19 protein-coding genes are annotated in these 22100 nt (G+C 53.2%); 3 read left to right on the forward strand and 16 right to left on the reverse strand.

The annotated features are described in order from the left end of the window. Positions 1-71: 71 nt before the first annotated feature. From ccmB to napF, 9 genes are read right to left on the reverse strand one after another with little or no spacing between them, the layout of a single operon-like run. Positions 72-731, reverse strand: a complete 660-nt coding sequence (gene ccmB / locus OGX94_RS00480; protein ID WP_003027542.1) for a heme exporter protein CcmB — start codon at positions 729-731, stop codon at positions 72-74. Continuing rightward, entirely contained in the window at positions 728-1348 is a 621-nt protein-coding gene (ccmA, locus tag OGX94_RS00485; protein ID WP_003834625.1) for a cytochrome c biogenesis heme-transporting ATPase CcmA, read from the reverse strand. Before ccmA ends, ccmB begins: the two co-directional genes overlap by 4 nt. Before the next feature lie 20 nt (positions 1349-1368). Then, complete coding sequence (gene napC / locus OGX94_RS00490) at positions 1369-1971, reverse strand: cytochrome c-type protein NapC (RefSeq protein ID WP_003027548.1); 603 nt, start codon at positions 1969-1971, stop codon at positions 1369-1371. A gap of 9 nt (positions 1972-1980) precedes the next feature. Beyond that, entirely contained in the window at positions 1981-2430 is a 450-nt protein-coding gene (gene napB, locus OGX94_RS00495) for a nitrate reductase cytochrome c-type subunit (protein WP_003834627.1), read from the reverse strand. Continuing rightward, positions 2427-3290 carry a quinol dehydrogenase ferredoxin subunit NapH gene (napH, locus tag OGX94_RS00500; protein WP_003027552.1) on the reverse strand — a complete coding sequence of 288 codons (864 nt, stop codon included), beginning with the start codon at positions 3288-3290 and terminating at the stop codon, positions 2427-2429. Before napH ends, napB begins: the two co-directional genes overlap by 4 nt. Next, positions 3277-3972 (reverse strand): ferredoxin-type protein NapG, encoded by a 696-nt coding sequence (gene napG, locus OGX94_RS00505; RefSeq protein WP_003834629.1) that lies wholly within the window; start codon positions 3970-3972, stop codon positions 3277-3279. The genes napH and napG overlap by 14 nt, the downstream gene beginning before the upstream one ends. Before the next feature lie 6 nt (positions 3973-3978). Further along, positions 3979-6465, reverse strand: coding sequence for a nitrate reductase catalytic subunit NapA (napA, locus tag OGX94_RS00510; RefSeq protein ID WP_286568485.1), 2487 nt, complete (start codon positions 6463-6465; stop codon positions 3979-3981). Continuing rightward, complete coding sequence (napD, locus tag OGX94_RS00515; RefSeq protein ID WP_003027560.1) at positions 6462-6725, reverse strand: chaperone NapD; 264 nt, start codon at positions 6723-6725, stop codon at positions 6462-6464. Before napD ends, napA begins: the two co-directional genes overlap by 4 nt. Beyond that, positions 6715-7206, reverse strand: coding sequence for a ferredoxin-type protein NapF (gene napF / locus OGX94_RS00520; protein ID WP_286568487.1), 492 nt, complete (start codon positions 7204-7206; stop codon positions 6715-6717). Before napF ends, napD begins: the two co-directional genes overlap by 11 nt. A gap of 413 nt (positions 7207-7619) precedes the next feature. Here napF and eco point away from each other — a divergent pair, with 413 nt between their 5' ends. After that, on the forward strand, positions 7620-8117 hold the full coding sequence (gene eco / locus OGX94_RS00525; protein ID WP_032934607.1) for a serine protease inhibitor ecotin: 498 nt from the start codon (positions 7620-7622) through the stop codon (positions 8115-8117). Positions 8118-8213: 96 nt separating this feature from the next. Here eco and mqo read toward each other — a convergent pair whose 3' ends face one another. Continuing rightward, positions 8214-9875 (reverse strand): malate dehydrogenase (quinone), encoded by a 1662-nt coding sequence (mqo, locus tag OGX94_RS00530; RefSeq protein ID WP_003834639.1) that lies wholly within the window; start codon positions 9873-9875, stop codon positions 8214-8216. A gap of 278 nt (positions 9876-10153) precedes the next feature. On the opposite strand from mqo, the gene OGX94_RS00535 reads away from it, so the two are divergent. Continuing rightward, the gene (locus OGX94_RS00535; protein ID WP_206159693.1) at positions 10154-11401 is read left to right on the forward strand and encodes a SulP family inorganic anion transporter; all 1248 of its coding nucleotides are present in this window, start codon (positions 10154-10156) and stop codon (positions 11399-11401) included. Here OGX94_RS00535 and mgtE read toward each other — a convergent pair. The 6 genes from mgtE to OGX94_RS00565 all read right to left on the reverse strand — a co-directional run bounded on the left by mgtE (position 11364) and on the right by OGX94_RS00565 (position 18696). Continuing rightward, positions 11364-12800 carry a magnesium transporter gene (gene mgtE / locus OGX94_RS00540; RefSeq protein WP_125112618.1) on the reverse strand — a complete coding sequence of 479 codons (1437 nt, stop codon included), beginning with the start codon at positions 12798-12800 and terminating at the stop codon, positions 11364-11366. The two genes, OGX94_RS00535 and mgtE, sit on opposite strands and share 38 nt — an antisense overlap. A 105-nt stretch (positions 12801-12905) precedes the next feature. Then, positions 12906-14549 carry a multidrug ABC transporter permease/ATP-binding protein gene (locus OGX94_RS00545; protein WP_003834645.1) on the reverse strand — a complete coding sequence of 548 codons (1644 nt, stop codon included), beginning with the start codon at positions 14547-14549 and terminating at the stop codon, positions 12906-12908. 75 nt (positions 14550-14624) lie between these two features. Beyond that, positions 14625-15275, reverse strand: coding sequence for a DNA oxidative demethylase AlkB (gene alkB, locus OGX94_RS00550; RefSeq protein ID WP_373371602.1), 651 nt, complete (start codon positions 15273-15275; stop codon positions 14625-14627). Then, the gene (ada, locus tag OGX94_RS00555) at positions 15275-16339 is read right to left on the reverse strand and encodes a bifunctional DNA-binding transcriptional regulator/O6-methylguanine-DNA methyltransferase Ada (protein WP_125112619.1); all 1065 of its coding nucleotides are present in this window, start codon (positions 16337-16339) and stop codon (positions 15275-15277) included. The genes alkB and ada overlap by 1 nt, the downstream gene beginning before the upstream one ends. 79 nt (positions 16340-16418) lie before the next feature. Further along, positions 16419-17471 carry an FAD:protein FMN transferase ApbE gene (gene apbE / locus OGX94_RS00560; RefSeq protein ID WP_063940547.1) on the reverse strand — a complete coding sequence of 351 codons (1053 nt, stop codon included), beginning with the start codon at positions 17469-17471 and terminating at the stop codon, positions 16419-16421. Positions 17472-17586: 115 nt separating this feature from the next. After that, a complete protein-coding gene (locus OGX94_RS00565; protein WP_020996678.1) occupies positions 17587-18696 on the reverse strand; it encodes a porin OmpC in 1110 nt (369 codons plus the stop codon). A 733-nt stretch (positions 18697-19429) separates the two neighbouring features. Here OGX94_RS00565 and rcsD point away from each other — a divergent pair. Beyond that, positions 19430-22099 (forward strand): phosphotransferase RcsD, encoded by a 2670-nt coding sequence (gene rcsD / locus OGX94_RS00570; protein WP_148361718.1) that lies wholly within the window; start codon positions 19430-19432, stop codon positions 22097-22099. Position 22100 lies beyond the last annotated feature (1 nt).

Below are 22100 nucleotides of genomic sequence, written 5' to 3' on the forward strand. Positions count from 1 at the left end.
AGTCACCAGACTCCATAAATTAAAATCCGTTGTGCCAGAGCGCCTTGCCCGGCCTACACATCTAATTCTCGTTACTGCACGCTTATCCGTAACGCAGCGGCTGTGGCAAACGGGCTTAACGTGGCGCTGCCGACCAGCAACGCACCCAGAATTGCCATGTACCCTTCAACCGGTAAGTGCATAGAAGCCGCATCCATCGCGGCGGTTGCAAAAATCAGTAAGGGTATGGTGAGCGGGAGCACCAGCACGCTTAACAACACGCCGCCGCGCTTTAAGCCCACCGTCAACCCCACACCCGGCGCACCGAGGAAGCCCAGCGTCGGCGTGCCGAGTAACAACGTCAGCGCCATAATTTTCCAGCCGTACATATCCATGCCCAGCAGCAGCGCCACCAACGGCGAGAGGATCAACAGCGGCAGGCCGGTCACGACCCAGTGCGCCATCACTTTCGCCAGCACCACGGCCGGTAGCGGTAACGGCAGCAGCATCAGTTGCTCAAGGCTGCCGTCCTGCAGATCATCACGAAACAGGCGTTCCAGCGCCAGCAATGATGCCAGCAGCGCCGCAACCCAAATGATGCCCGGCGCAATGCGCGCCAGTAGCTGCGGCTCCGGCCCAATGCTCAGGGGGAACAGCGTAATAACAATCAGGAAGAACCATAAAGGATTGGCGATTTCCGCACTATGACGAAACGCAACTCGCAGTTCTAAACGGAAGATTCGCCACATCATTGCGTTACCCTCTCGCTGGTCAGCGCAATACGTCGCACTTTATCGGTTTCGACATTGAGCGGTTGGTGGGTGGTGAGAATAACAATACCACCCTGCTCTGTATGCTGCGCCATACGCTGAGTCAGTCGTTCAACGCCGTTCACATCAATGGCGGTAAAGGGTTCATCGAGGATCCACAGCCGGGCGCGGGTCAGCCACAAACGGGCCAGCGCCACACGCCGCTGTTGTCCGGCGGAGAGCTGGTTCACCGGGATATCTTCATATCCGGCAAGTCCCGCCTGCGCCAGCGCAGCCAGACACTGTGCAATGTCGCCGTCATGATGGAAGAAACGCAGGTTCTCCAACGCCGAAAGCCGGGTTTTTATCCCCGGCTGATGTCCGATCCACAGCAGTTGCTGATGGTAGTTGTCCCGCACGTGATGCAGCGGCTGCTCTTGCCAGCAAACCTCCCCTGCATCGGGACGCGCCAGCCCGGTAAGCAACCGCAGCAGAGTAGTTTTCCCTGCGCCGTTGCTGCCGGTAATTTGTACCCATTCCCCTGCGTTGACGCGAAATGACAGATTGCTGAACAGTATTCTGTCATCCCGCTCGCAAAGTAATTCTCTGGCTTCAAGCATACCTGGTTATCTACATCCTGTTAAAAGCCCGGTTTGACTTCGCGCATATCAGGCAGTTTGTGCGCTATCCCTTTATGACAGTCAATACAGGTTTGCCCGTCTTTCACGGCCTGGTCGTGCATTTTGGCCGCAACGCCTTTCTGGGCGGTTAAATCCATAAACTCGAAGTTGTGACAGTTTCGGCACTCTTGCGAATTATTATCTTTCATACGCCGCCACTCATTTTGCGCCATCGTCAGACGATGATCTTCAAATTTCTGCGGTGTATCTATCAGCCCCAGTGCTTTCGCGTACAGCTCTTTACTGGCCTTGATCTTACGAATCATTTTCGGGCCCCACTCATGCGGGACGTGGCAATCAGGGCAAGTCGCTCGCACACCACTGCGGTTGTTGTAGTGTACGGTTTCCATGTATTCCTGGTATACCGTATTGCGCATTTCGTGACAGCTAATGCAGAACTCTTCTGTATTGGCCTTTTCCATACCGGTATTAAAGCCGCCCCAGAAAATAATGCCGCCCACAAAGCCGATTAACAACAGCGTGCCGAGCGCCAGACGGCTGGGGCGACGCCACCATTGCCAGACGCGCTTAATCCAGCCTGGTTTACGGTTAGAATTTTCCATAATGACCTCTTATTTCCCGTAACCTTTCGAGGGGGTGAAGGTATTTTCAACAATCGGCGCGGCGTCAGCCTGCGGAACGTGACATTGCAGGCAGAAATAACGACGCGGCGCAACTTCAGCCAATACCTTACCGTCGCTGTCCATAAAGTGCGTCGGACTGATTCGCGGCGCACCGGTAGTGCGATAGCTTTCCACACCGTGGCATTGCAGGCAGCGGTTAGTGTTAGTCGTCACCTGATACCCTTCAACGCTATGCGGAACCATCGGCGGCTGATTCACATAGTTCAGCGGCATGCGCTCTTGCTCTTTCGGCATGCGAATCGCCCCTTCCTGTGTTCCTGAGACTTCCGGTGACTGGCTCAGATCCACTCCATTTGCAGCCCAAACGGCCCCACTGACGACCAGGGCAAGCAGGGCCGTCCATTGACACAGCGTCTTAATCAGGTCATGGCTTTTCATGATTTCGCTCCCGAACTCCATCGTGTTGTTATTGTAAAAACATCCTCAGAACAGACATCCACGCAACGACCGCAGGCCATGCAATCGCGGCTGGTTACCTGCACCGGACTTTGCTCATCCAGCACCGGCGCACGTAGCACATGCGGTTCCGGGCAAACATGAAAACAATCCATACAGCGGTTACATCTGTTACGTTCTTTTGCCGAAACGGTTAATGCCCCTTTGCTTCCCACCACGCTATACAGCGCACCCAGTGGGCAAAGATGCCCGCACCAGCCATGCTCAACGACCAGTAAATCAAATAAAAACAGCGCGAGGATCAGCAGCGCTCCGCTACCGAATCCCATTACCAGGCTCCGTCCAAGCAGAGAGACTGGATTTATCCACTCCCACAACAGCGTACCGGTCAGGGCGGAACCGACCAGGATAACCACCAGCAGGACGTACCGTATATGGCGCGGCAGGGTTGCGGACTGATTCAGGTCAAACCTTCTGCGCAACCAACTGGCTAAATCGGTAACCGGGTTCATGGGACAAACCCAACTGCAAAACAGTCGCTTACCGGCCAGGGCATACAGCACCGTGATGATAGCCGCCCCCGTTAACGCCACCGTCGCCGGCAGATGCCCGCTGGCCAGGCTTTGCAGAGTAATCAGCGGATCGGTGAACGGGATAGCGTCCAGCAACAGGCTGCTACTGTAGTTGCCATGCAGGATCCACACGCCAAGCCATGGGCCGCTGAGGAACATCGCCAGTATCAGAAATTGACTCAAACGACGCAGCAGCAGCCAGCGATGACTCTTCCACCATCCTTTTTTTGCCTGCGCTTCACGCCCGGCATCACGTTTACGATTTGCCATTGTTCCCCTCCAGCCAACCGAAGCGGTAATGGTGTCCTAACTCCCCTTTCGCCAACGACAGCGGCAGCACTTTTATTGCTGGCTGTTCCAGTACGCAGACTTTTTCGCATTTCCCACAGCCGGTACAGGCATCGCTGTGCACGGTCGGAATAAACCGCGCATGCTTGCCGGTACGCATGTTGCGGTCCAGCTCCAGGGTGATCGCCTCATCGATTTTCGGGCACTCGCGATAGCAAACGTCGCAGCGTAATCCCTGATAGTTGAGGCAGTTTTCGTGATCCAGCAGTACCGCCAGCCCCATACGCGAATCGTCAATGGATTCAATTTCCCTGTCCAACGCGCCGCTCGGGCAGACTTTGGCACACGGAATGTCCTCACACATTTCGCAGGGAATATCACGGGCGACAAAATACGGCGTACCGGCCGCCAGCCCGGAGGCCAACGTTGCCAGTTTCAGCGTGTCATACGGACACGCCTGAACGCACTGACCGCAACGTACGCAGGCGCTGGCGAATGCCTCCTCGCTCAGTGCACCTGGCGGGCGCAACCGCACGCCGGTTGCGCGTGCGGTTTGTTGTTGCAACCCCAGCGCCACGCCAACGACGGCCAGCCCGCCCGCTGCGCGAACCATATCGCGCAGAAAGCGGCGGCGGCCATTTTGGGGTTTTGCTGACCGGGACATAACGCGTTACACCTTCGCCAGTTTCACGGCGCACTTCTTGAAATCCGTCTCTTTGGAGAGCGGATCCGTCGCATCCAGCGTCAGGTTGTTCACCAGCTGTGCGGCGTCGAAGAACGGCATGTACACCAGCCCCTGCGGCGGACGGTTACGACCGCGTGTTTCAACAATCGAAATCACTTCGCCACGACGGGAAATCACTTTGACCTTATCGCCACGGCGCAGATCGCGTGCTTTTGCATCCAGCGGGTGGATAAACAGCACGGCTTCCGGGAAAGCACGGTGTAGTTCAGGCACACGACGCGTCATACTGCCGGTATGCCAGTGTTCCAGCACACGTCCGGTAGACAGCCACAGGTCATATTCTTTATCCGGCGCTTCAGCAGCAGGCTCAAATGGCAGCGCGAAGATAACCGCTTTACCGTCCGGTTTACCGTAGAACTTGTAGCTTTCACCTGCTTTCACGTAAGGGTCGTTGCCTTCGCTGTAGCGCCACTGGGTCTCTTTACCCTCAACGACCGGCCAGCGTAAACCGCGCGCTTTGTGGTAATCGTCAAATGGCGCAAGGTCGTGCCCGTGGCCGCGGCCAAACCAGGCGTACTCTTCGAACAACCCTTTTTGCAGGTAAAAGCCCAGCTCGCGGGATTCATCGTTCAGTTGATCTTCAGCCAGTTCAGTCACTGGGAATTTCGTTACTGCTGGCGTAGCAAACAGTACGTCATACAGCGTTTTGCCACGCAGTTCCGGTTTTTGTGCCAGCAGCTCTTCCGGCCACACTTCTTCTGTTTTGAAGCGACGAGAAAATTGCACCAGTTGCCACAGATCCGATTTCGATTCGCCCGGCGCTTTAATTTGCTGACGCCAGAACTGCGTACGGCGTTCCGCGTTCCCGTAGGCGCCTTCTTTCTCGACCCACATCGCGGTCGGCAGGATCAGGTCAGCCGACAGGGCGCTGATCGTCGGGTACGGATCGGAGACGATGATGAAGTTGCGCGGATCGCGCCAGCCCGGCATACGCTCTTCGTTGATGTTCGGACCAGCTTGCATGTTGTTGGTACACATCGCCCAGTAGACATTGAGCTTGCCATCTTTCAGCGCGCGGTCTTGCGCCACGGCGTGCAGACCAACTTTTGCCGGAATGGTCCCTGACGGAATGTTCCAGTGCTTCTCGCAGATATCGCGGTGTTTTTCGTTCGTCACCACCATGTCCGCAGGCAGACGGTGAGAGAACGTACCGACTTCACGCGCAGTGCCGCACGCGGAAGGCTGGCCGGTCAGAGAGAACGGGCCGCAGCCTGGCTGGGAGATTTTGCCAGTCAGCAGGTGCAGGTTATAGACCAGGTTGTTGGCCCACACGCCGCGGGTGTGCTGGTTAAAGCCCATCGTCCAGTAGGAGATAACTTTTTTCTTCGGATCGGCATACAGCTGCGCCAGCTGTTCCAGCTGATCTTTCGGTACGCCGGTCATTTCGGCCGTTTTATCCAGCGTGTACTCAGCAACGAAGGCTTTGTAATCCTCAAAACTCATCGGTACAGAGGCATCGGATCCCGGGTTTTTCGCCGCTTTTTCCAGCGGATGGGTTGGACGCAGACCGTAGCCGATGTCCGTCACGCCTTTACGCAGGTTAACGTGCTTGCTAAAGAAATCCTGGTTAATCGCATTGTTTTGAATGATGTAGTTCGCGATGTAGTTGAGGATCACCAGATCGGTTTGCGGTGTGAAGACCATACCGTTATCCGCCAGCTCAAAGCTGCGGTGCTGGAAGGTGGAGAGAACCGCGACGTTAACATTAGGATCGGACAGACGACGGTTGGTGATGCGCGACCACAGGATCGGGTGCATCTCCGCCATATTCGCGCCCCACAAGACGAAGGCATCGGCATGTTCGATATCGTCATAGCAGCCCATCGGTTCATCCATACCGAAGGTACGCATAAAGCCGACTACCGCTGACGCCATGCAGTGACGTGCGTTCGGGTCGATGTTATTGGAACGGAAACCCGCTTTAAACAATTTGGCAGCGGCATAACCTTCCCAAATCGTCCACTGACCAGAGCCGAACATACCGATAGACTCCGGGCCTTTCTCTTTCATCGACGTTTTGAATTTCTCTTCCATCACGTCAAAGGCCTGGTCCCAGCTAATCGGGGTGAACTCGCCTTCTTTGTGATATTTGCCGTCTTTCATGCGCAGCATCGGCTGCGTTAAACGGTCTTTTCCGTACATGATTTTCGGCAGGAAGTAACCTTTGATGCAGTTAAGCCCACGGTTAACCGGCGCATCCGGATCGCCCTGGCATGCCACAACACGCCCTTGCTGCGTTCCGACCAATACGCCACAGCCCGTCCCGCAAAAACGGCACGGGGCTTTGTCCCATTTGATGGCTTCTTGCTGACCGACTACCGCGCGGGCAACGCCCGGCACGCTTAACCCGGCAGCCGCCGCAGCGGCCGCAACGGCGTTAGCTTTCATAAAGCTACGACGACTGAGTTTCATGGTGTTTCCTCACCTTGCTCATCCTGCTGGTGATAAACCAGCGACACCGCCAGTACGCCCGCAACGTTGCGTACTGACTCAATTGTTTTCATTAGCGTTTCACTTTGCTCAGCTTCCACCACCACAATCAACTGACCACTTTCCACATCGCTGAGTGCAACTTCGCAACCGGGAAAGGAACGCAACTGCGTGGCGATATCGTTGATATGCTGGCTTTTGGCCTGAACGACCAGGCTGCAGACCTGCCAGTTATTGTCCATGGTTGTACTCCGCGTTAATGGCTGATACCGGGCAGATAGCGACACAGGCGCCACATCCGTTACAGTCCTGATTGTCGAGCTGCGGCTGATAAATGCCGGAAAGCGTGGGGCGAAAGGTTATTGCCATGGGCTCACAGCTATCCTGACAGCGGTGACATTCAACGGACTGATGTGCGAGACAGTTTTCCCCAATCGTAAAATTCAGATCCCATGCCCTGGTGTGGCGCGGAAGAAAAAGTGATTCGGGACAGGCTTCTGCGCAGGCATAGCAAAAGCTGCACTCGCCGTGTTTGAAATTTACGCTCGGGTAACCACCCTGGCCTCGCTGCAGGATGTCGGTTTCGCACGCCTGGATGCAGACGTCACAACGGAGGCAATGAGCCAGAAAGTGAGAGTCTTCCTTGCTCCACGGCGGACGGGTCCCTGCGCTGGCGTTTCGCCAACTGCCTGTCAACATGCCTCGACGGGATAAATCAACCATGACATTGTCCTTCCATAATGACGCCCTCCCTCGGCGGGTTGAACGACATAAAAAACTGCACTATTTATGAGTAGTTATTTTTAGCCGTAAGATATTTCAGGATGTGTTAGAGGTGCATACCCCAATTGGGGTAAATGCTGTTGCCGGATCAAAAGAGTGTTGAGTTGGCGGGAAAAAATGCGCTTTTGCTCACATTTCAATGAGTTATATAACAATGTATATAACGATTTATTTAAAAAGAGAAAGATCTCAATATTAGGATAATTCCTGGAATATATCGCTACCTTGATAGTAAACCTCTATCTAATACACTTTAAATATAAGTAAATCCAGATTAATAGATTATCCAAATATGTTAACCTGCTACAGACTCGTTCATAAGACAGAAGAAAGGAAACACTGTGAACAATAAGATGAAGACAATTGTCCCTGCCGTACTTTTCGCCGCCTTTGCCAGCACCTCTGCATGGGCTGCCAGTAACGAAACCGCCGCTCAGCCGCTGGAAAAAGTCGCCCCTTATCCTAAGGCGGAAAAGGGTATGAAGCGCCAGGTTATCCAGCTTACCCCTGAGAAAGATGAATCTACTCTGAAAGTAGAACTGCTGATCGGACAAACGCTGGAAGTTGACTGTAACCAACACCGCCTGGGCGGAGAACTGGACAGCAAAACGCTGGAAGGTTGGGGATATGACTACTATGTCTTTGACAAAGTTACGTCTCCGGTTTCAACCATGATGGCCTGCCCGGACGGTAAGAAAGAGAAGAAATTCATTACTGCGCATCTGGGTGATGACGGTATGCTGCGTTATAACAGCAAGTTGCCGATTGTGGTCTATACCCCGGAAAACGTGGACGTTAAATACCGTATCTGGAAAGCGGAAGACAAAATTCAGGACGCAGTCGCGCGCTAAGTGAGAATGTGCCGGATGGCGGCATACCGCCTTATCCGGCCTACAGACGCATGAACCATGCCGGATAAGCGCAGCAGCGCCATCCGGCATTTTATTTTACAGCGCGATATCCGCGACGGCTTTCTGTTCAGGCTGCGGTTGTGCCTGAGGTTTCAGCTGTGGTTTCGGCGCTTCATCAGCAACCTGCGGCTTGTCATATTTCAGACCCAGAACCTCACTGGTGTACTGCAGCTCTTGTTCCGTAGCCTCAACGTTACCGTTCAGCTTAGTACCATAAGACGGAATAATGGTTTTCAGCTTCGCCTGCCACTCGGGGCTGGCTACTTTATCTTTAAACACTTTTTCCATCAGATGCAGCATAATCGGTGCCGCGGTTGATGCGCCCGGAGAAGCTCCCAGCAGCGCAGCAATCGTGCCTTCTTTATCGCTGACGACTTCAGTGCCCAGACGCAGCACGCCGCCCTTCTCCGCATCGCTTTTGATGATCTGCACACGCTGGCCGGCCTGCCATAAACGCCAGTCTTCTTTTTTCGCCTGCGGATAGTACTCTTGCAGCGCAGCAAAACGGTCGTCGTCGCTGAGCATCACCTGGCTCACCAGATATTTCACCAGATCGAAGTTATCCAGACCCACGTTGACCATCGGCATAAAGTTTGAGGTGGTGGTCGAGCTGAGCAGATCCCACAATGAACCGTTTTTCAGGAACTTGGTGGAGAATGTCGCGAATGGCCCAAACAGCACAACGCGCTTGCCATCAAGGATACGGGTATCGATATGCGGTACGGACATCGGCGGCGCGCCAACGGAGGCCTGGCCGTACACTTTCGCCAGGTGGCGATTGACCACATCCGGGTTTTCTGCAACCAGGAACTGCCCGCCAACCGGGAATCCGGCATAGCCTTTCGCTTCCGGAATGTCGGTTTCCTGCAACAGCTTCAGCGCAGCGCCACCGGCACCGATAAAGACAAACTTCGCCTTGATATCATGTTCCGCTTCGTTATTTTTCAGATCGGCGACTGTGACAGTCCAGCTATTGTCGGCATTACGCTTAAAGCCACGAACTTCGGTGCTCAACTGCAGTGCAAAGTTGGGCTTTTTCTGCAATGAGGTAATCAGTTGGCGGGTGATTTCGCCGTAGTTCACGTCAGTACCAATCTCGGTACGCGTTGCTGCGACTTTCTGCTGCGGATCGCGACCTTCCATGACCAGCGGCGCCCACTCTTTGATCTGCGCGTGGTCTTCGGAATAGCGCATACCACGGAACAGCGTGCTCTGCTGCAGTGCGGTGTAACGGGCACGCAGGAAGTTCACGTTCTCGTCACCCCAGACAAAACTCATGTGCGGAACGGTGGTGATAAACGAGCGTGGTTCATGCATTACGCCATTATTGACCTGATAGGCCCAAAACTGGCGGGAAATCTGGAAGGCTTCGTTAATTTCGACTGCCTTTTCAATGCTGATGCTACCGTCGGCCTTTTTAGGCGTGTAGTTCAGCTCCATCAGTGCGGAGTGGCCGGTTCCGGCGTTATTCCAGCCGTTTGAGCTTTCCTGCGCTACACCATCCAGTCGCTCAACCATGGTCATTGACCATTGCGGCTCCAGCTCCTGTAAATAGGTTCCCAGCGTGGCGCTCATGATGCCGCCGCCAATCAACAGTACATCCGTTTCCTGCTCTTCCGCCGCTTTCGCTTTTGCCGCCATCGAGACAACATTCAGCCCAACGGCCATGGTGAAGAGCATGGCAGTCACTTTTTTCATAATGTTAATGCCTTACTTTTAGTATCACTTTTTTGCTTTTAATGCAGGTGAAAATCGAGCGGCACCAACGGTAACACTTAAGTAAAAATAATTAAATAAAGTTTATAAATTATATTTAATTTTTAAAAATGTTATTAATACGTTGATAATTTATGCGGTTATTGACAATCATTTCTGGAAACCGGTCCATCTGACGGGTACTATGCTGCGCTTTGCTATTCACCGCACGGATGCCTGTCGGTCTGCTGTATCAGGCCATTTTTGACCTGAGTGTAACTATGTCTGCAACTCAACATTCTTCTGCCGCAGTCGCTGAACACGCGACCCGTGCCGTGCTCCGCCAACCCCGTCTGCTGGTTCGCGAAACGCTGGCCGGTGTGGTAACCGCCCTGGCGCTGATCCCGGAAGTGATCTCGTTTTCCGTGATCGCAGGCGTTGATCCTAAAGTCAGTCTGATCGCCTCCGTCATACTGTGCCTGGCGATGTCTTTTTTAGGCGGTCGTCCCGCAATGGTTACCGCCGCTGCAGGATCGGTCGCGCTGGTGATTGGTCCGATGGTGCATCAACACGGCGTGCAATACATCCTGCCTGCAGTGGTGCTGGCCGGGATGATTCAGATCCTGTTTGGTGTATTGGGAATGGCACGTCTGATGCGATTCATCCCTACGGCCGTGATGACCGGCTTTGTTAACGCGCTGGGTATATTGATTTTCTTTGCCCAGGTCCCGCATTTCTGGGGCAAAAGCCCGCTCATCTGGGGGCTGTTTGTCCTGACGCTGCTGATTGTGCTGTGGGTTCCGCGGTTTATTAAAGCAATTCCCGCACCGCTTATCGCCATCGTGCTGCTGACCGTGTTCACTGTCACCAGCGGGCAACTGTTACCGACCGTCGGTGATGAAGGTTCAATGAGCGGCGGCCTGCCGGGTTTCACCGAGTTGTTGGTTCCGCTCAACCTGCAAACGCTGGCGATTATCTGGCCCTGCGCGCTGAGTATCGCTTTTGTTGGTTTAATGGAGTCGCTGTTAACCGCCCGTCTGGTGGATGACCTGACGATGACGCCGTCGAATAAGAATCGCGAGAGTGCCGGGCTGGGGATAGCCAATATTCTGGCCGGATTTTATGGCGGCATCGCCGGGTGCGCGATGATTGGTCAAACCATCGTTAACGTCGAGATGGGCAAAGGACGCAGCCGCGTCTCGACAGTTGCCGCCGGACTGGTATTACTCCTGTTAGTCACTGGGTTAAGCGAAGTGATGGCAGAAATACCCATGTCGGTGCTGGCGGGAATTATGGTGATTGTGGCGGTAAAAACCTTCAGCTGGCACAGCATCCAACCCGCCACGCTGACGAAACTCCCCGTCACTGAAACGCTGGTGATGCTGGTGACCGTCGCTGCCACGGTCTCAACCGGCAACCTGGCGATTGGCGTGGTTGCCGGGGTGATGACGATGCTCATTCTGCCGCGTATCGTCAGACGCAAACGGGCGACTACATCAGAAACAGCGTCGCCAGACCGAGAAAAATAAAGAAACCGCCGGTATCAGTGATAGCGGTTATCATGACGCTCGAGCCGACCGCCGGGTCGCGCCCGAGCTTCACCATCGTCATCGGAATGATAACCCCCATCAACGCCGCCATCAGCAGATTGAGCATCATCGCCAGGGTCATCACACCGCCGAGGGCCATATCATCATACAGCCACCAGGTAATGCCCCCCATAATCCCGCCCCACACGAGGCCGTTGATTAGCGCCACGCCCATCTCGCGCAGGATGAGAAACGTCAGGTTTCCTGGCTGAATATTTTGCAGCGCCAGCGCGCGGACGATCATAGTGATGGTTTGATTCCCGGTATTGCCACCGATCCCCGCCACAATCGGCATCAACGAGGCCAGCGCCACCAGTTGCGAAATCGTATGTTCAAAGCCGTCGATCACCCGCGAGGCGATAAAGGCGGTACAGAGGTTAACGGCCAACCACGCCCAGCGGGTTTTTACCGCTTTGGTAACAGGCGCAAAAACGTCCTCTTCGGCGCTTAAGCCCCCCATTCGACGCAGATCGGTGTCGGTTTCTTCATAGACCACATCGACGATCTCATCGATGGTTAAACGGCCCATCAGTTTACCGGAAGGGTCAACCACCGCGGCACTAACCAGGTTGTCGCGTTCGAAGGTACGCGCAGCGTTTTCGGCGATATCTTCAGGAGAAAAGGTGAGCGGGTCATTTTCCATCACCTCGCTGACTTTTCGCTGCACATCATTGAGCAAAATGCAGGTTAGCGTCAGTTCGCCAACCAGCACTTTATTGCGATCGGTCACGAAAAGTTTATCGGTGTTCTCCGGCATTTTCCCCAGCCGCCGCAGGTAGCGTTGCACCACTTCCAGCGTCACGTCCGGACGCACGGTGATGACTTCGAACTCCATGATCGCGCCGACGCTATTCTTCTCATAGTGCAGCACCTGGCGGACGCGCGTCCTCTCCTCTGCCGGTAACGTCGCCAGCAGACGACCGGTAAGGTTACGAGGCAAATGTTGAACAAGGTAAATCTGTTCATCAATATCGAGGTATTGCAGCGCATCCAGCAGCTCGCGGTCGCTCATCTCATCGATCAGGTCGTCCCAGACGTTTTCAGACGCCTCAAGCAAGACGTTACCGCGCTTTTCATTTTCGACCAGTCGCCACAGGGCGTGGCGCTCTTCTGAGGGCAAAGCTTCGAGGGTATCGGCAAGGTCAGGCGGTGGCAGGTGAGCCACCAGCGCCCCTACCTCAGCAATATCGTCGGCTAACGTACCGACGTCATATTGCTCAGCCAGGGTAAGCTTGCCCAACAGCGTTGAAATAATGGCTTTATCAGTGGTCAGCAGCCAGATGAGGCGCGCACGCTCTTCATCACGCAGTCTGGCGCTGTTTTTGTTTATTACGGACATTAATCATAAATCCATGATATGAAATATCATTAATCATGATGCCGATTTATGTAAATAACAATAAACAGTGCCGCCGGGTGGCTAAAAAACCGGCGGCACGAAGGTTCAGGCTGTGCGAGCCACCGCGTCGCGCGAGGCGGCGTCACGTTCATCGCCCAACAGTTCACTCAACTGTCCGTTACGCATTTCCAGCAGACGATCGGCGTGAATAAAATAGTGATCGTCGTGGCTGATGGCGAAAATGGTTTTCCCCATTTCCTGCATCAAAGGCAATAGCACCTGATAGAACTCCCGGCGGAAATGGGGGTCCTGATCGGCAGCCCATTCATCCAGCAGAATGATGTCGCGCTCCTCCGCCAGGGCCAGCAGCAGCGCCACGCGTTTCTTCTGCCCTTTCGACAGCTTCAGATTGAGGATACGACCATCGCTCAGCTCCAGCTTATGACCCATCTTCAGATGTTCCAGCCACTTCGCGACCAGCTGCGGATTAGCCTCTTTACCTTCCGGCCCCAGCAGTTTGTCGAACAGCCAGACGTCGGTAAACACGGCAGAGAATAGCTTGCGGTAGTCTTCCGGTTTTTCAACGGCAACGGCCTTACCATCAAGCAATATTTCGCCTGACTGCGGCTGGTATAGACCGGTCAGTAACATCGCCAGCGTAGATTTCCCGCTACCGTTGCCGCCAATCAAGAAGATCAGTTCACCGCGATGAATCGTCAGATTCACCGGCCCTACGGAAAACGCATTATCCTGATAGTGGAAAACCACGTTGCGCAGCTCCAGCGTTTGCCAGTTGGGAAACGCGGTTGGGCGTGGGAATTCGGCCTTAAAAGGTGCTAGTGCGAATTTATTCAGTTTGTTGAACGCCACCTGCGCGGTAAGCAGCGTCGGCAGCGCGCCAACGGCAGAGAGCAGCGGCGTTCGCAGGAATAACAGCGTCAGAGAATAGGTCGCTGCCACGGCGGTATCAGCCCATCCCAGACTGTTAGCCATCCAGAACACCAGGCCAATGGCACCCAGCATCATAATGTTCGACCAGTTAACCGCGCTCAGGTGGAAGGTATCGGCACGGATAATATGGTGGCGATACTCTTTGGCATCCGGGACGTACATCTGATTAAAGATATGCTCGGCGCGCTCGCGGTTAAGCGTCAGCTCTTTGCGCCCTTCCAGCACCGTCTGATAATCGTTGTACAACTTGTCTTCAGTTTCGCGCAAGGTGGCCATGTGTTTATACACCCGCGCCACCAGCACAAATCCGCCCCAGATGGTGATTGCCATCCAGATTGCCGTTACCAGCAGCATTTTGGTCGACAGCATCGCCAGATACGCCGCCGATCCGATGGTCAGGATAATCCCCTGTACCAGTTCAGGCAGACGAACAAAGGCAATGGTGATGTTGCGGATATCACTGGTTAAACCGGCCAGCAACGAGGCGCTGCCAAGCTGTTCAATACGCTCGACGTGAGTATCCAGAATTCGTTTGATAAATTCGCTACGCAGGCGGTAGACAAAGTGGTGACCCAGCGTGGTCAACGCCAGCTGAGAACCGAGGGTAACAACCATCAACAACAGCAGCAGGCCAAGAAACTCCGGTAGCACCATCAGCGTGGTGTCGACCGTTTCGATCAAGCGCTGGTTGATAAACGCAATCAGCCCAATCCCCAACGCGGCGCTGGCGAGGCTGAGCGCCATCACGCTGATAAATGGCCAGCGATACTGCCGCCAGACAAGAAGTAAAAGTTCCATGCACACAACCCGGACAAGTAATAACAGCCCGCAGTTTAAACATCTCTTCGCTGACAGCAATAATAATTCTTATTTTTATTCTTTTTTACCCGCCAGACGAAACGTCAGGTTGTAACGACAGTCTCCGGTTAATGGGTGATACCCTGTTTTAAGCGGCTGGATCCCATGATAAAACAGCCGCGAATTACCGCCCCACACCACGACATCGCCGTGTTCCAGCAGTAAACGCTTTAAAGGGTCATTACGGCGCAAGCCGCCAAATTGAAAGATGGCTGGTAGCCCCAGCGATACAGAGACAATCGGCGCCCGCAGGTCGGGCTCGTCTTTATCCTGATGTAAGGACAGTTTTGCCCCTGGCGTGTAGCGGTTAACCAGGCAGGCATCGGGTTGAAAATCAGCATAGCCCGCCGCCGTCGCCGCCTGTTGGCACAGATCAGCGAACGCATCCGGCAGTGGCGGCCAGTGCGTGCCGGTGAGTGGATCAAACGGAGAATAAAGATAGCCATGCTGATCCGTCGTCCAGCCCAGATGGCCGCAGTTGGTCATCGCCACCGACATTGTATAGCCGCCGGGCGTCACCATCTGGCGAAACGGCGACTGTCTGGCGACAGCCGCTATCGCCTGCAGTAAAGAGGGCGCAGAGTCAAAAGCGAAACGTCGCAGAATAACCGCACCTGACGCCAGCGGCTCCTGCCAGGGTTTCGCATCCGCAAAGAGATCGAGCATTATGTTTCCTCGCCAGTAGTTTCCCGTTGCAGTAACTGCGCCTTGCGCGCAATACCCCATCGGTAGCCCGAAAGTGCGCCATCGCCACGGATCACCCGGTGACACGGAATAACAATCGCCAGTTTGTTGGCCCCACAGGCACTGGCCACCGCGCGCACCGCCTTCGGTTTGCCGATGGCGCTGGCCAGCTGTTGGTAGCTCACTGTTTCGCCGCACGGAATTGTGCGCAGCGCCTGCCACACCTGCTGCTGAAATGCGGTGCCCCGGATATCCAGGGGTAGCGATAGCGACGCGTCACGCGAGTTGATCGCAACGATCACTTCGCGCACGCGCTGCTGAAAATTGGCCTCTGCAGGAACATCCTGCGCAGCGGGAAACAGCGCATGAAGATCCGCAACCAACGTAGCGTCATCATCGCCAAGCAAGATCGCGCAGATACCCCGCTCGCTTTCCGCCACCAGACAACGGCCCAGAGCGCAATCTGCGAGGGTATAGCGTACAGAAACGTTGTCGCCACCTTTACGAAATTGCTTTGCCGTCATGCCTAATGCTTGATCGGCTTTGCGGTAGTAGCTGCTGCTGTCGGGGAATCCGGCATTGAGAATCGCCTGTGTAACCGGAACACCTTTCGCCAGGGCATCACGCAGACGGCGAGCACGCCATGATTGTTGCCACACTTTCGGGGTCATGCCCGTCGTGGCTTTGAACAGACGATGCAAGTGATACGGGCTCATTGCCACCTGCTGTGCCAGCTCGTCCAACGTAAGAGGTGACTCTTGCTCCAACAACTGACAGGCGCGGGCAATTTTATCCAGCCGATGCTGTTGCGCGCTGTCTTTATCCGGCTGGCAGCGCTTACAGGGGCGAAACCCGGCATCCTGTGCCTGGTGGGCATCGGCGAAAAAACGGACATTTTTGCGCAGCGCATGTTTTGCCCGACAGGACGGACGGCAGAAAATACCGGTAGTCTGGACGGCAAAAACAAACTGACCATCGGCGTCAACGTCGCGATCCACAACGGACTGCCAACGGTCATCGTCAGTGATGCGTAAACGATTTTTCATTTCGGACTCCTTTGTTAAGCATAGCGCTTAGCCTCAGTGTGTCCCCATCGTCGGGCATAAAAACCCGCAATCTTGCTTTTTAATTATTTTCGCTGACCAGAAAGCTATTAAACTGCGGCGACATCCAGGTTTTAAACCCCTCACCCTCTTTCACAATCATATAGACCGCCAGCCCTTCACGACGCACGACTTCTTTGGCCTTTTCCGGGCCGAGCACCATCAATCCTGTATCCCAGCCATCGGCTTCCAGCGCCGTTGGCGCAATCACCGTTACGGATACCAGATTATGTTCGATCGGGCGACCGGTTTGCGGGTCGATAACATGGGAAAGGCGCTTACCGTCCAGCTCATAATAGTTCCGGTAGCTGCCTGAGGTGCTAATGCCATGCCCATTAATGTCGACAATCGCCTGCACCGCGTTTTCACGATCGGTGGGTTTCTGGATTGCCACTCGCCACGGATGCCCTTCAGCATTCATTCCCCTGCTGTTCAGCGCACCACCAACGGAAACCAGATAACGGGCGATCCCCTCTTGCTCCATCAATCGAGCCAGATGATCGGCGGCGTACCCTTCGCCAACGGTTGAGAGATCAACATACAGATCCGGCAAGTCTTTTTGCAGGTAGTTCTGATGCGCTTCATTCACGACTTTCAGATGAGAAAGCCCGGTTTGCGCTTTTGCAGCGTCAATTTGCCCCTGGGTGGGAATATGCAACGGCTGCTGATCCGGGCCAAAGCCCCACAGGTTGACTAACGGCCCCACGGTGATATCCATGGCCCCATCGGTTTTTGCACCAATGCGTAGCGCCGAAGTCACGATATCCGCCATGGCGTCATTAACCGGCCACGGCGACAGACTTTTCGACAGGTTAAAGCGCATTAACGCAGAATCGTTTTTATAGGTGGAGAGCAGTTGATCATCGGCATCAAGCTGAGTCTGGATCTTGGCCTGCAGTTCCCTGGCGCGTTTGGCATCTACGCCTACCGCACTGACCCGCCAGAAAGTGCCCATCGTTTTACCTTCCAGAACGGTGGCAGGTGTTGTGGTCTGAGCAGGTTTCGGAGCCTCATCGCACCCGACAAAAAAGATCGTCACAGCCAGCAGTGCTGCGCGATAAAAATTCATTTCCATACGTAATTATCCTCATGCGAACAGGCGCAAGAGTACACCAAAAATCATTGTTTGTACGGCGAAAAAACGGCATTAAAAAAGGCCCCGCAGGGCCTTTTAACAACATGAGCGCAGATTAGAACTGATAAACCAGACCCAGTGCTACGATGTCATCGGTGCTGATGCCAGCATCACGAGTGAACTGGTTGTCATCCAGCAGGTTGATTTTGTAATCAACATAGGTGGACATGTTTTTGTTGAAGTAGTAGGTTGCGCCAACATCAACATATTTCAGGATATCCTGGTCGCCGTAGTTGGTGAGGCCATTGTTCAGGTCTTTGCCTTTGGACTGCAGGTAAGCCACGGACGGACGCAGACCGAAGTCGAACTGGTACTGTGCAACAGCTTCAAAGTTCTGTGCTTTGTTAGCCCAGCCCAGGGAGCCCGCACGCGTTGCGTTGTAGGTCTGGGTGTACTGTGCTGCCAGGTACACGTTGTTCGCGTCGTATTTCAGACCACCAGTGTAGGTTTCAGCACGGTCGCCGGTACCGAAGTTCAGCTTGTTCTGCTCGTCAGTACGTTTAGAGCTGGTGACTGCAGTACCCAGCGCGAAGCCTTCACCGATATCATAAGTGATGGATCCACCAACGCCGTCGCCATTCTGACGCAGTGCATCACGACCGTTGCCGGTCACACCAGTCATACCTTCGCCTTCCGGGCTACCGTTTTTACCCTGGTACTGCAGGGCAAAGTTCAGGCCATCAACCAGACCGAAGAAGTCGGTGTTACGGTAGGTCGCGAAGCCGTTACCACGCTGCTGCATGAAGTTGTCAGAACCGTAGGTGTCGCCGCCGAACTCCGGCAGAACGTCGGTCCAGGACGTTACGTCGTAAACTACGCCGTAGTTACGACCGTAGTCGAAAGAACCTACGTCAGCGAATTTCAGACCCGCAAACGCCACACGAGTCCAGGAGTTGTTCTCAGATTCAGGCGCGTTACCCTGAATCTGGTATTCCCACTGGCCGTAACCGGTCAGTTGGTCGTTAACCTGAGTTTCGCCTTTGAAGCCGATACGCATATAGGTCTGATCACCATCTTTAGAAGAGTCATCAGAGAAATAGTGCAGACCGTCGACTTTACCGTACAGATCTAATTTGTTGCCGTCTTTGTTATAAATTTCAGCCGCATTCGCTGCGCCTGCTACCAGCAGTGCTGGTACCAGGAGGGACAGTACTTTAACTTTCATGTTATTAACCCTCTGTTATATGCCTTTATTGCTTTTTTATGCCACTGCATACTGATTAAGGTCATTAACCAGTCGGCAACTTCATTCTCCGCAAAAACACAGAATAATCCAACACGAATATGATACTAAAACTTTTAAGGTGTTTCATTTATCGGTATAGATGTTTCAAAATATTAATATGAGGGAACTTTTTTAAAATCAAAAAACAGACAAAATAAGCACAAATAATCAAGAATCATTTTAATTAGCTTTATAATCAATGCATTACGCAAAAATATCTTATAGCACTGAATGACAAAACAAAATCTTCACTCGCAACTAAAATAGACCCGCTATCATCATTAACTTTATTTATTACCGTCATTTATGAATGTCTGTTTACCCCTATTTCAGCCGAATGCTCTGCGTTCGGTTTATTTTTACCCTTCTTTACACAAAACTTACCTTTCCGTGCTACCGATGCAAAACTATAACGACTATTAACTATCTCGGGCGTCACGATCAGATATAAGTTTGATAAATAATTTCTTGTTATTTAATGCTAAATGTATACATTCCGTACGAATATTTGTACCCGCCTTTATCTTCTGTACACCTTTGCATCGTAATGGCTGCAACAAAATCAGGCGCAAAGAATGCAGGCCAGGCGGCGTGGTGTAAGTGTGGTAATTCATACATTACCCTTTATACTGCCCTTTCATCTTTCGCGTCGTTTAACAGGTCATAAACACGAATGAGTCAGTCTGACACAACGGTTTCCACCCGATTCTCCCTGTTGCCAGGAAGTATTACCCGTTTCTTCTTATTACTGATCGTTGTGCTGTTGGTGATGATGGGTGTTATGGTCCAGAGCGCCGTCAACACCTGGTTAAAAGATAAGAGCTATCAGATTGTTGATATTACCCATGCCATTCATAAAAGGGTCGATACCTGGCGATACGTGACCTGGCAAATCTATGACAATATTGCCGCCTCAACCAGTTCGCCGGGTGCAGAAGGGCTGCAGGAAACACGTCTGAAACAAGACGTCTATTATCTTGAGAAGCCGCGCAGAAAGACTGAGGCGCTGATTTTCGGCTCGCATGACAGTTCTACATTGGAAATGACCCAGCGCATTTCAACGTATCTGGACACGTTGTGGGGCGCGGAGAATGTCCCATGGTCAATGTATTACCTGAATGGCCAGGACAACAGCCTGATCCTAATCTCAACGTTACCGCTGAAAGATCTGACCTCTGGTTTTAAAGAATCGACGATTGGGAATATTGTCGATTCCCGGCGCGCTGAGATGCTGCAACAGGCTAATGCGCTAGATGAACGTGAAAGCTTCTCTTCACTGCGCCGTCTGGCCTGGCAGAACGGGCATTACTTCACGCTACGCACGACCTTTAATCAGCCAGGACATCTGGCAACGGTTGTCGCCTTTGACCTGCCGATTAATGACTTGATCCCGCCCGGTATGCCGCTGGACAGTTTCCATCTGGAACCTGATGCCACCTCAACGACCGAGCACCTGAATGAAAAAGAGTCGCCTGACAGCGTCAGCATTAATTTCAACAACAGTAAAATTGAGATCTCTTCGGCGCTAAACTCAACGGATATGCGGCTGGTGTGGCAGGTTCCGTTTGGCTCATTGCTACTCGACACATTGCAAAGCATTCTGCTACCGCTTTTGCTGAACATTGCGTTACTGGCTCTGGCGCTGTTTGGCTATACCACCTTTCGCCACCTCCCTGCCCGTTCCACCCAGGTGGCGCCAAATCTTGCGGCAAATAATGAGTTGCGTGTTCTGCGCGCAATCAATGAAGAGATTGTTTCCCTTCTGCCGCTGGGATTACTGGTACACGATCAGGAAGCAAACCGCACGGTTATCAGCAATAAAATTGCCGACCACCTGCTGCCGCATTTAAATCTGCAAAATATTACCAATATGGCAGAGCAGCATCAGGGAGTGATTCAGGCCACCATCAATAATGAACTGTATGAAATCAGACTGTTTCGCAGCCAGATCTCCCCGAGAACGCAGATCTTTATCATTCGTGACCAGGACCGCGAGGTGCTGGTCAATAAGAAGCTGAAACAAGCGCAGCGGCTGTATGAGAAAAACCAGCAGGCCCGCGCGGCCTTTATGCAGAATATTGGCAGCGCGCTGAAAGACCCCGCGAAAACGCTGGCTGCTAATGCCGCCGCGCTCAATACACCAGACAGCCAGAAACTGGCCAATCAGGCCGACGTTCTGGTGCGGATGGTGGACGAAATCCAGCTAGCCAACCTGCTGGAGAACGATGCCTGGAAAGGTGAATCCACACTGTTTTCCGTGCAGGCATTAATTGACGACGTGGTTCCGGAAGTTCTGCCGGCCATTAAGCGTAAAGGGCTGCAGCTACTGATTAAAAATCACCTAAGCGCCCATGACGAACGCCGTGGCGATCGCGATGCCTTGCGCCGTATTTTGCTGCTGTTGATCCAATATGCGGTAACCACCACGCAGATAGGTAAAATCACGCTGGAAGTCGACCAGGATGAGTCGGAGGCCGAACGCCTGACCTTCCGCATTCTGGATACCGGGGAAGGCGTCACATTAAATGAAGTTGATAATCTCCATTTCCCATTCATTAATGACACGCAGGGCGATCGGTATGGCAAAGCCAACCCGCTGACGTTCTGGCTGTGCGATCAGTTAGCCCGCAAGCTTGGCGGACACCTGAATATTAAAGCACGGGAAGAACTTGGAACACGTTACATCGTCCATGTTAAAATGCCGCTGCACGATCAACATGCTGATAGTGAAGAGCGCCTGTTGGATGACGTCTGCGTAATGGTTGATGTCACCTCAAATGACGTACGGAGCATTGTATTACGTCAACTGGAAAACTGGGGAGCAACCTGCATCACGCCCGATGAACGGTTGAATAGTCAAGAATATGATCTCTTTTTAACAGATAATCCGTCTAATCTTACTGCCTCGGGCTTGCTTTTAAGCGATGATGAGTCTGGCGTACGGAAAATTGGCCCCGGTCAGCTGCGCGTCAACTTTAATATGAGCAATGCTATGCAGGAAGCTGTCCTTGAGCTGATTGAAGAGCAGCTGGCACAAGAAGAGTTCCAGGAACTCCCCCTCGGCGGAGATGAAAACGCCGAACTTCATGCCAGTGGTTACTACGCACTCTTTGTAGACACAGTACCGGATGATGTTAAGAGGTTGTATACTGAGGCGGCTATCAGCGATTTCGCTGCATTAGCCCAAACGGCCCATCGCCTGAAAGGCGTGTTTGCCATGCTTAATCTGGTACCCGGCAAGCAGTTATGTGAAGCGCTGGAACATCTTATTCAAGAGAAAGATGCTCCAGGTATAGAAAAATACATCAGCGACATTGACGTTTACGTCAAGAGCTTGCTGTAGC

It is taken from the genome of Citrobacter sp. Cpo037 (assembly GCF_030332945.1).
GTDB lineage: Bacteria > Pseudomonadota > Gammaproteobacteria > Enterobacterales > Enterobacteriaceae > Citrobacter > Citrobacter portucalensis.

What these genes read in the sequence shown, in the direction of transcription:
- ccmB (WP_003027542.1), bottom strand. Translation starts at nt 731, where the DNA reads ATGATGTGGCGAATCTTCCGTTTAGAACTGCGAGTTGCGTTTCGTCAT.
- napD (WP_003027560.1), bottom strand. Translation starts at nt 6,725, where the DNA reads ATGGACAATAACTGGCAGGTCTGCAGCCTGGTCGTTCAGGCCAAAAGC.
- alkB (WP_373371602.1), bottom strand. Translation starts at nt 15,275, where the DNA reads ATGCTCGATCTCTTTGCGGATGCGAAACCCTGGCAGGAGCCGCTGGCG.
- napH (WP_003027552.1), bottom strand. Translation starts at nt 3,290, where the DNA reads ATGGCAAATCGTAAACGTGATGCCGGGCGTGAAGCGCAGGCAAAAAAA.
- ada (WP_125112619.1), bottom strand. Translation starts at nt 16,339, where the DNA reads ATGAAAAATCGTTTACGCATCACTGACGATGACCGTTGGCAGTCCGTT.
- OGX94_RS00565 (WP_020996678.1), bottom strand. Translation starts at nt 18,696, where the DNA reads ATGAAAGTTAAAGTACTGTCCCTCCTGGTACCAGCACTGCTGGTAGCA.
- napC (WP_003027548.1), bottom strand. Translation starts at nt 1,971, where the DNA reads ATGGAAAATTCTAACCGTAAACCAGGCTGGATTAAGCGCGTCTGGCAA.
- napF (WP_286568487.1), bottom strand. Translation starts at nt 7,206, where the DNA reads ATGGTTGATTTATCCCGTCGAGGCATGTTGACAGGCAGTTGGCGAAAC.
- rcsD (WP_148361718.1), top strand. Translation starts at nt 19,430, where the DNA reads ATGAGTCAGTCTGACACAACGGTTTCCACCCGATTCTCCCTGTTGCCA.
- napA (WP_286568485.1), bottom strand. Translation starts at nt 6,465, where the DNA reads ATGAAACTCAGTCGTCGTAGCTTTATGAAAGCTAACGCCGTTGCGGCC.
- apbE (WP_063940547.1), bottom strand. Translation starts at nt 17,471, where the DNA reads ATGGAAATGAATTTTTATCGCGCAGCACTGCTGGCTGTGACGATCTTT.
- napG (WP_003834629.1), bottom strand. Translation starts at nt 3,972, where the DNA reads ATGTCCCGGTCAGCAAAACCCCAAAATGGCCGCCGCCGCTTTCTGCGC.
- OGX94_RS00535 (WP_206159693.1), top strand. Translation starts at nt 10,154, where the DNA reads ATGTCTGCAACTCAACATTCTTCTGCCGCAGTCGCTGAACACGCGACC.
- eco (WP_032934607.1), top strand. Translation starts at nt 7,620, where the DNA reads ATGAAGACAATTGTCCCTGCCGTACTTTTCGCCGCCTTTGCCAGCACC.
- mgtE (WP_125112618.1), bottom strand. Translation starts at nt 12,800, where the DNA reads ATGTCCGTAATAAACAAAAACAGCGCCAGACTGCGTGATGAAGAGCGT.
- napB (WP_003834627.1), bottom strand. Translation starts at nt 2,430, where the DNA reads ATGAAAAGCCATGACCTGATTAAGACGCTGTGTCAATGGACGGCCCTG.
- mqo (WP_003834639.1), bottom strand. Translation starts at nt 9,875, where the DNA reads ATGAAAAAAGTGACTGCCATGCTCTTCACCATGGCCGTTGGGCTGAAT.
- ccmA (WP_003834625.1), bottom strand. Translation starts at nt 1,348, where the DNA reads ATGCTTGAAGCCAGAGAATTACTTTGCGAGCGGGATGACAGAATACTG.
- OGX94_RS00545 (WP_003834645.1), bottom strand. Translation starts at nt 14,549, where the DNA reads ATGGAACTTTTACTTCTTGTCTGGCGGCAGTATCGCTGGCCATTTATC.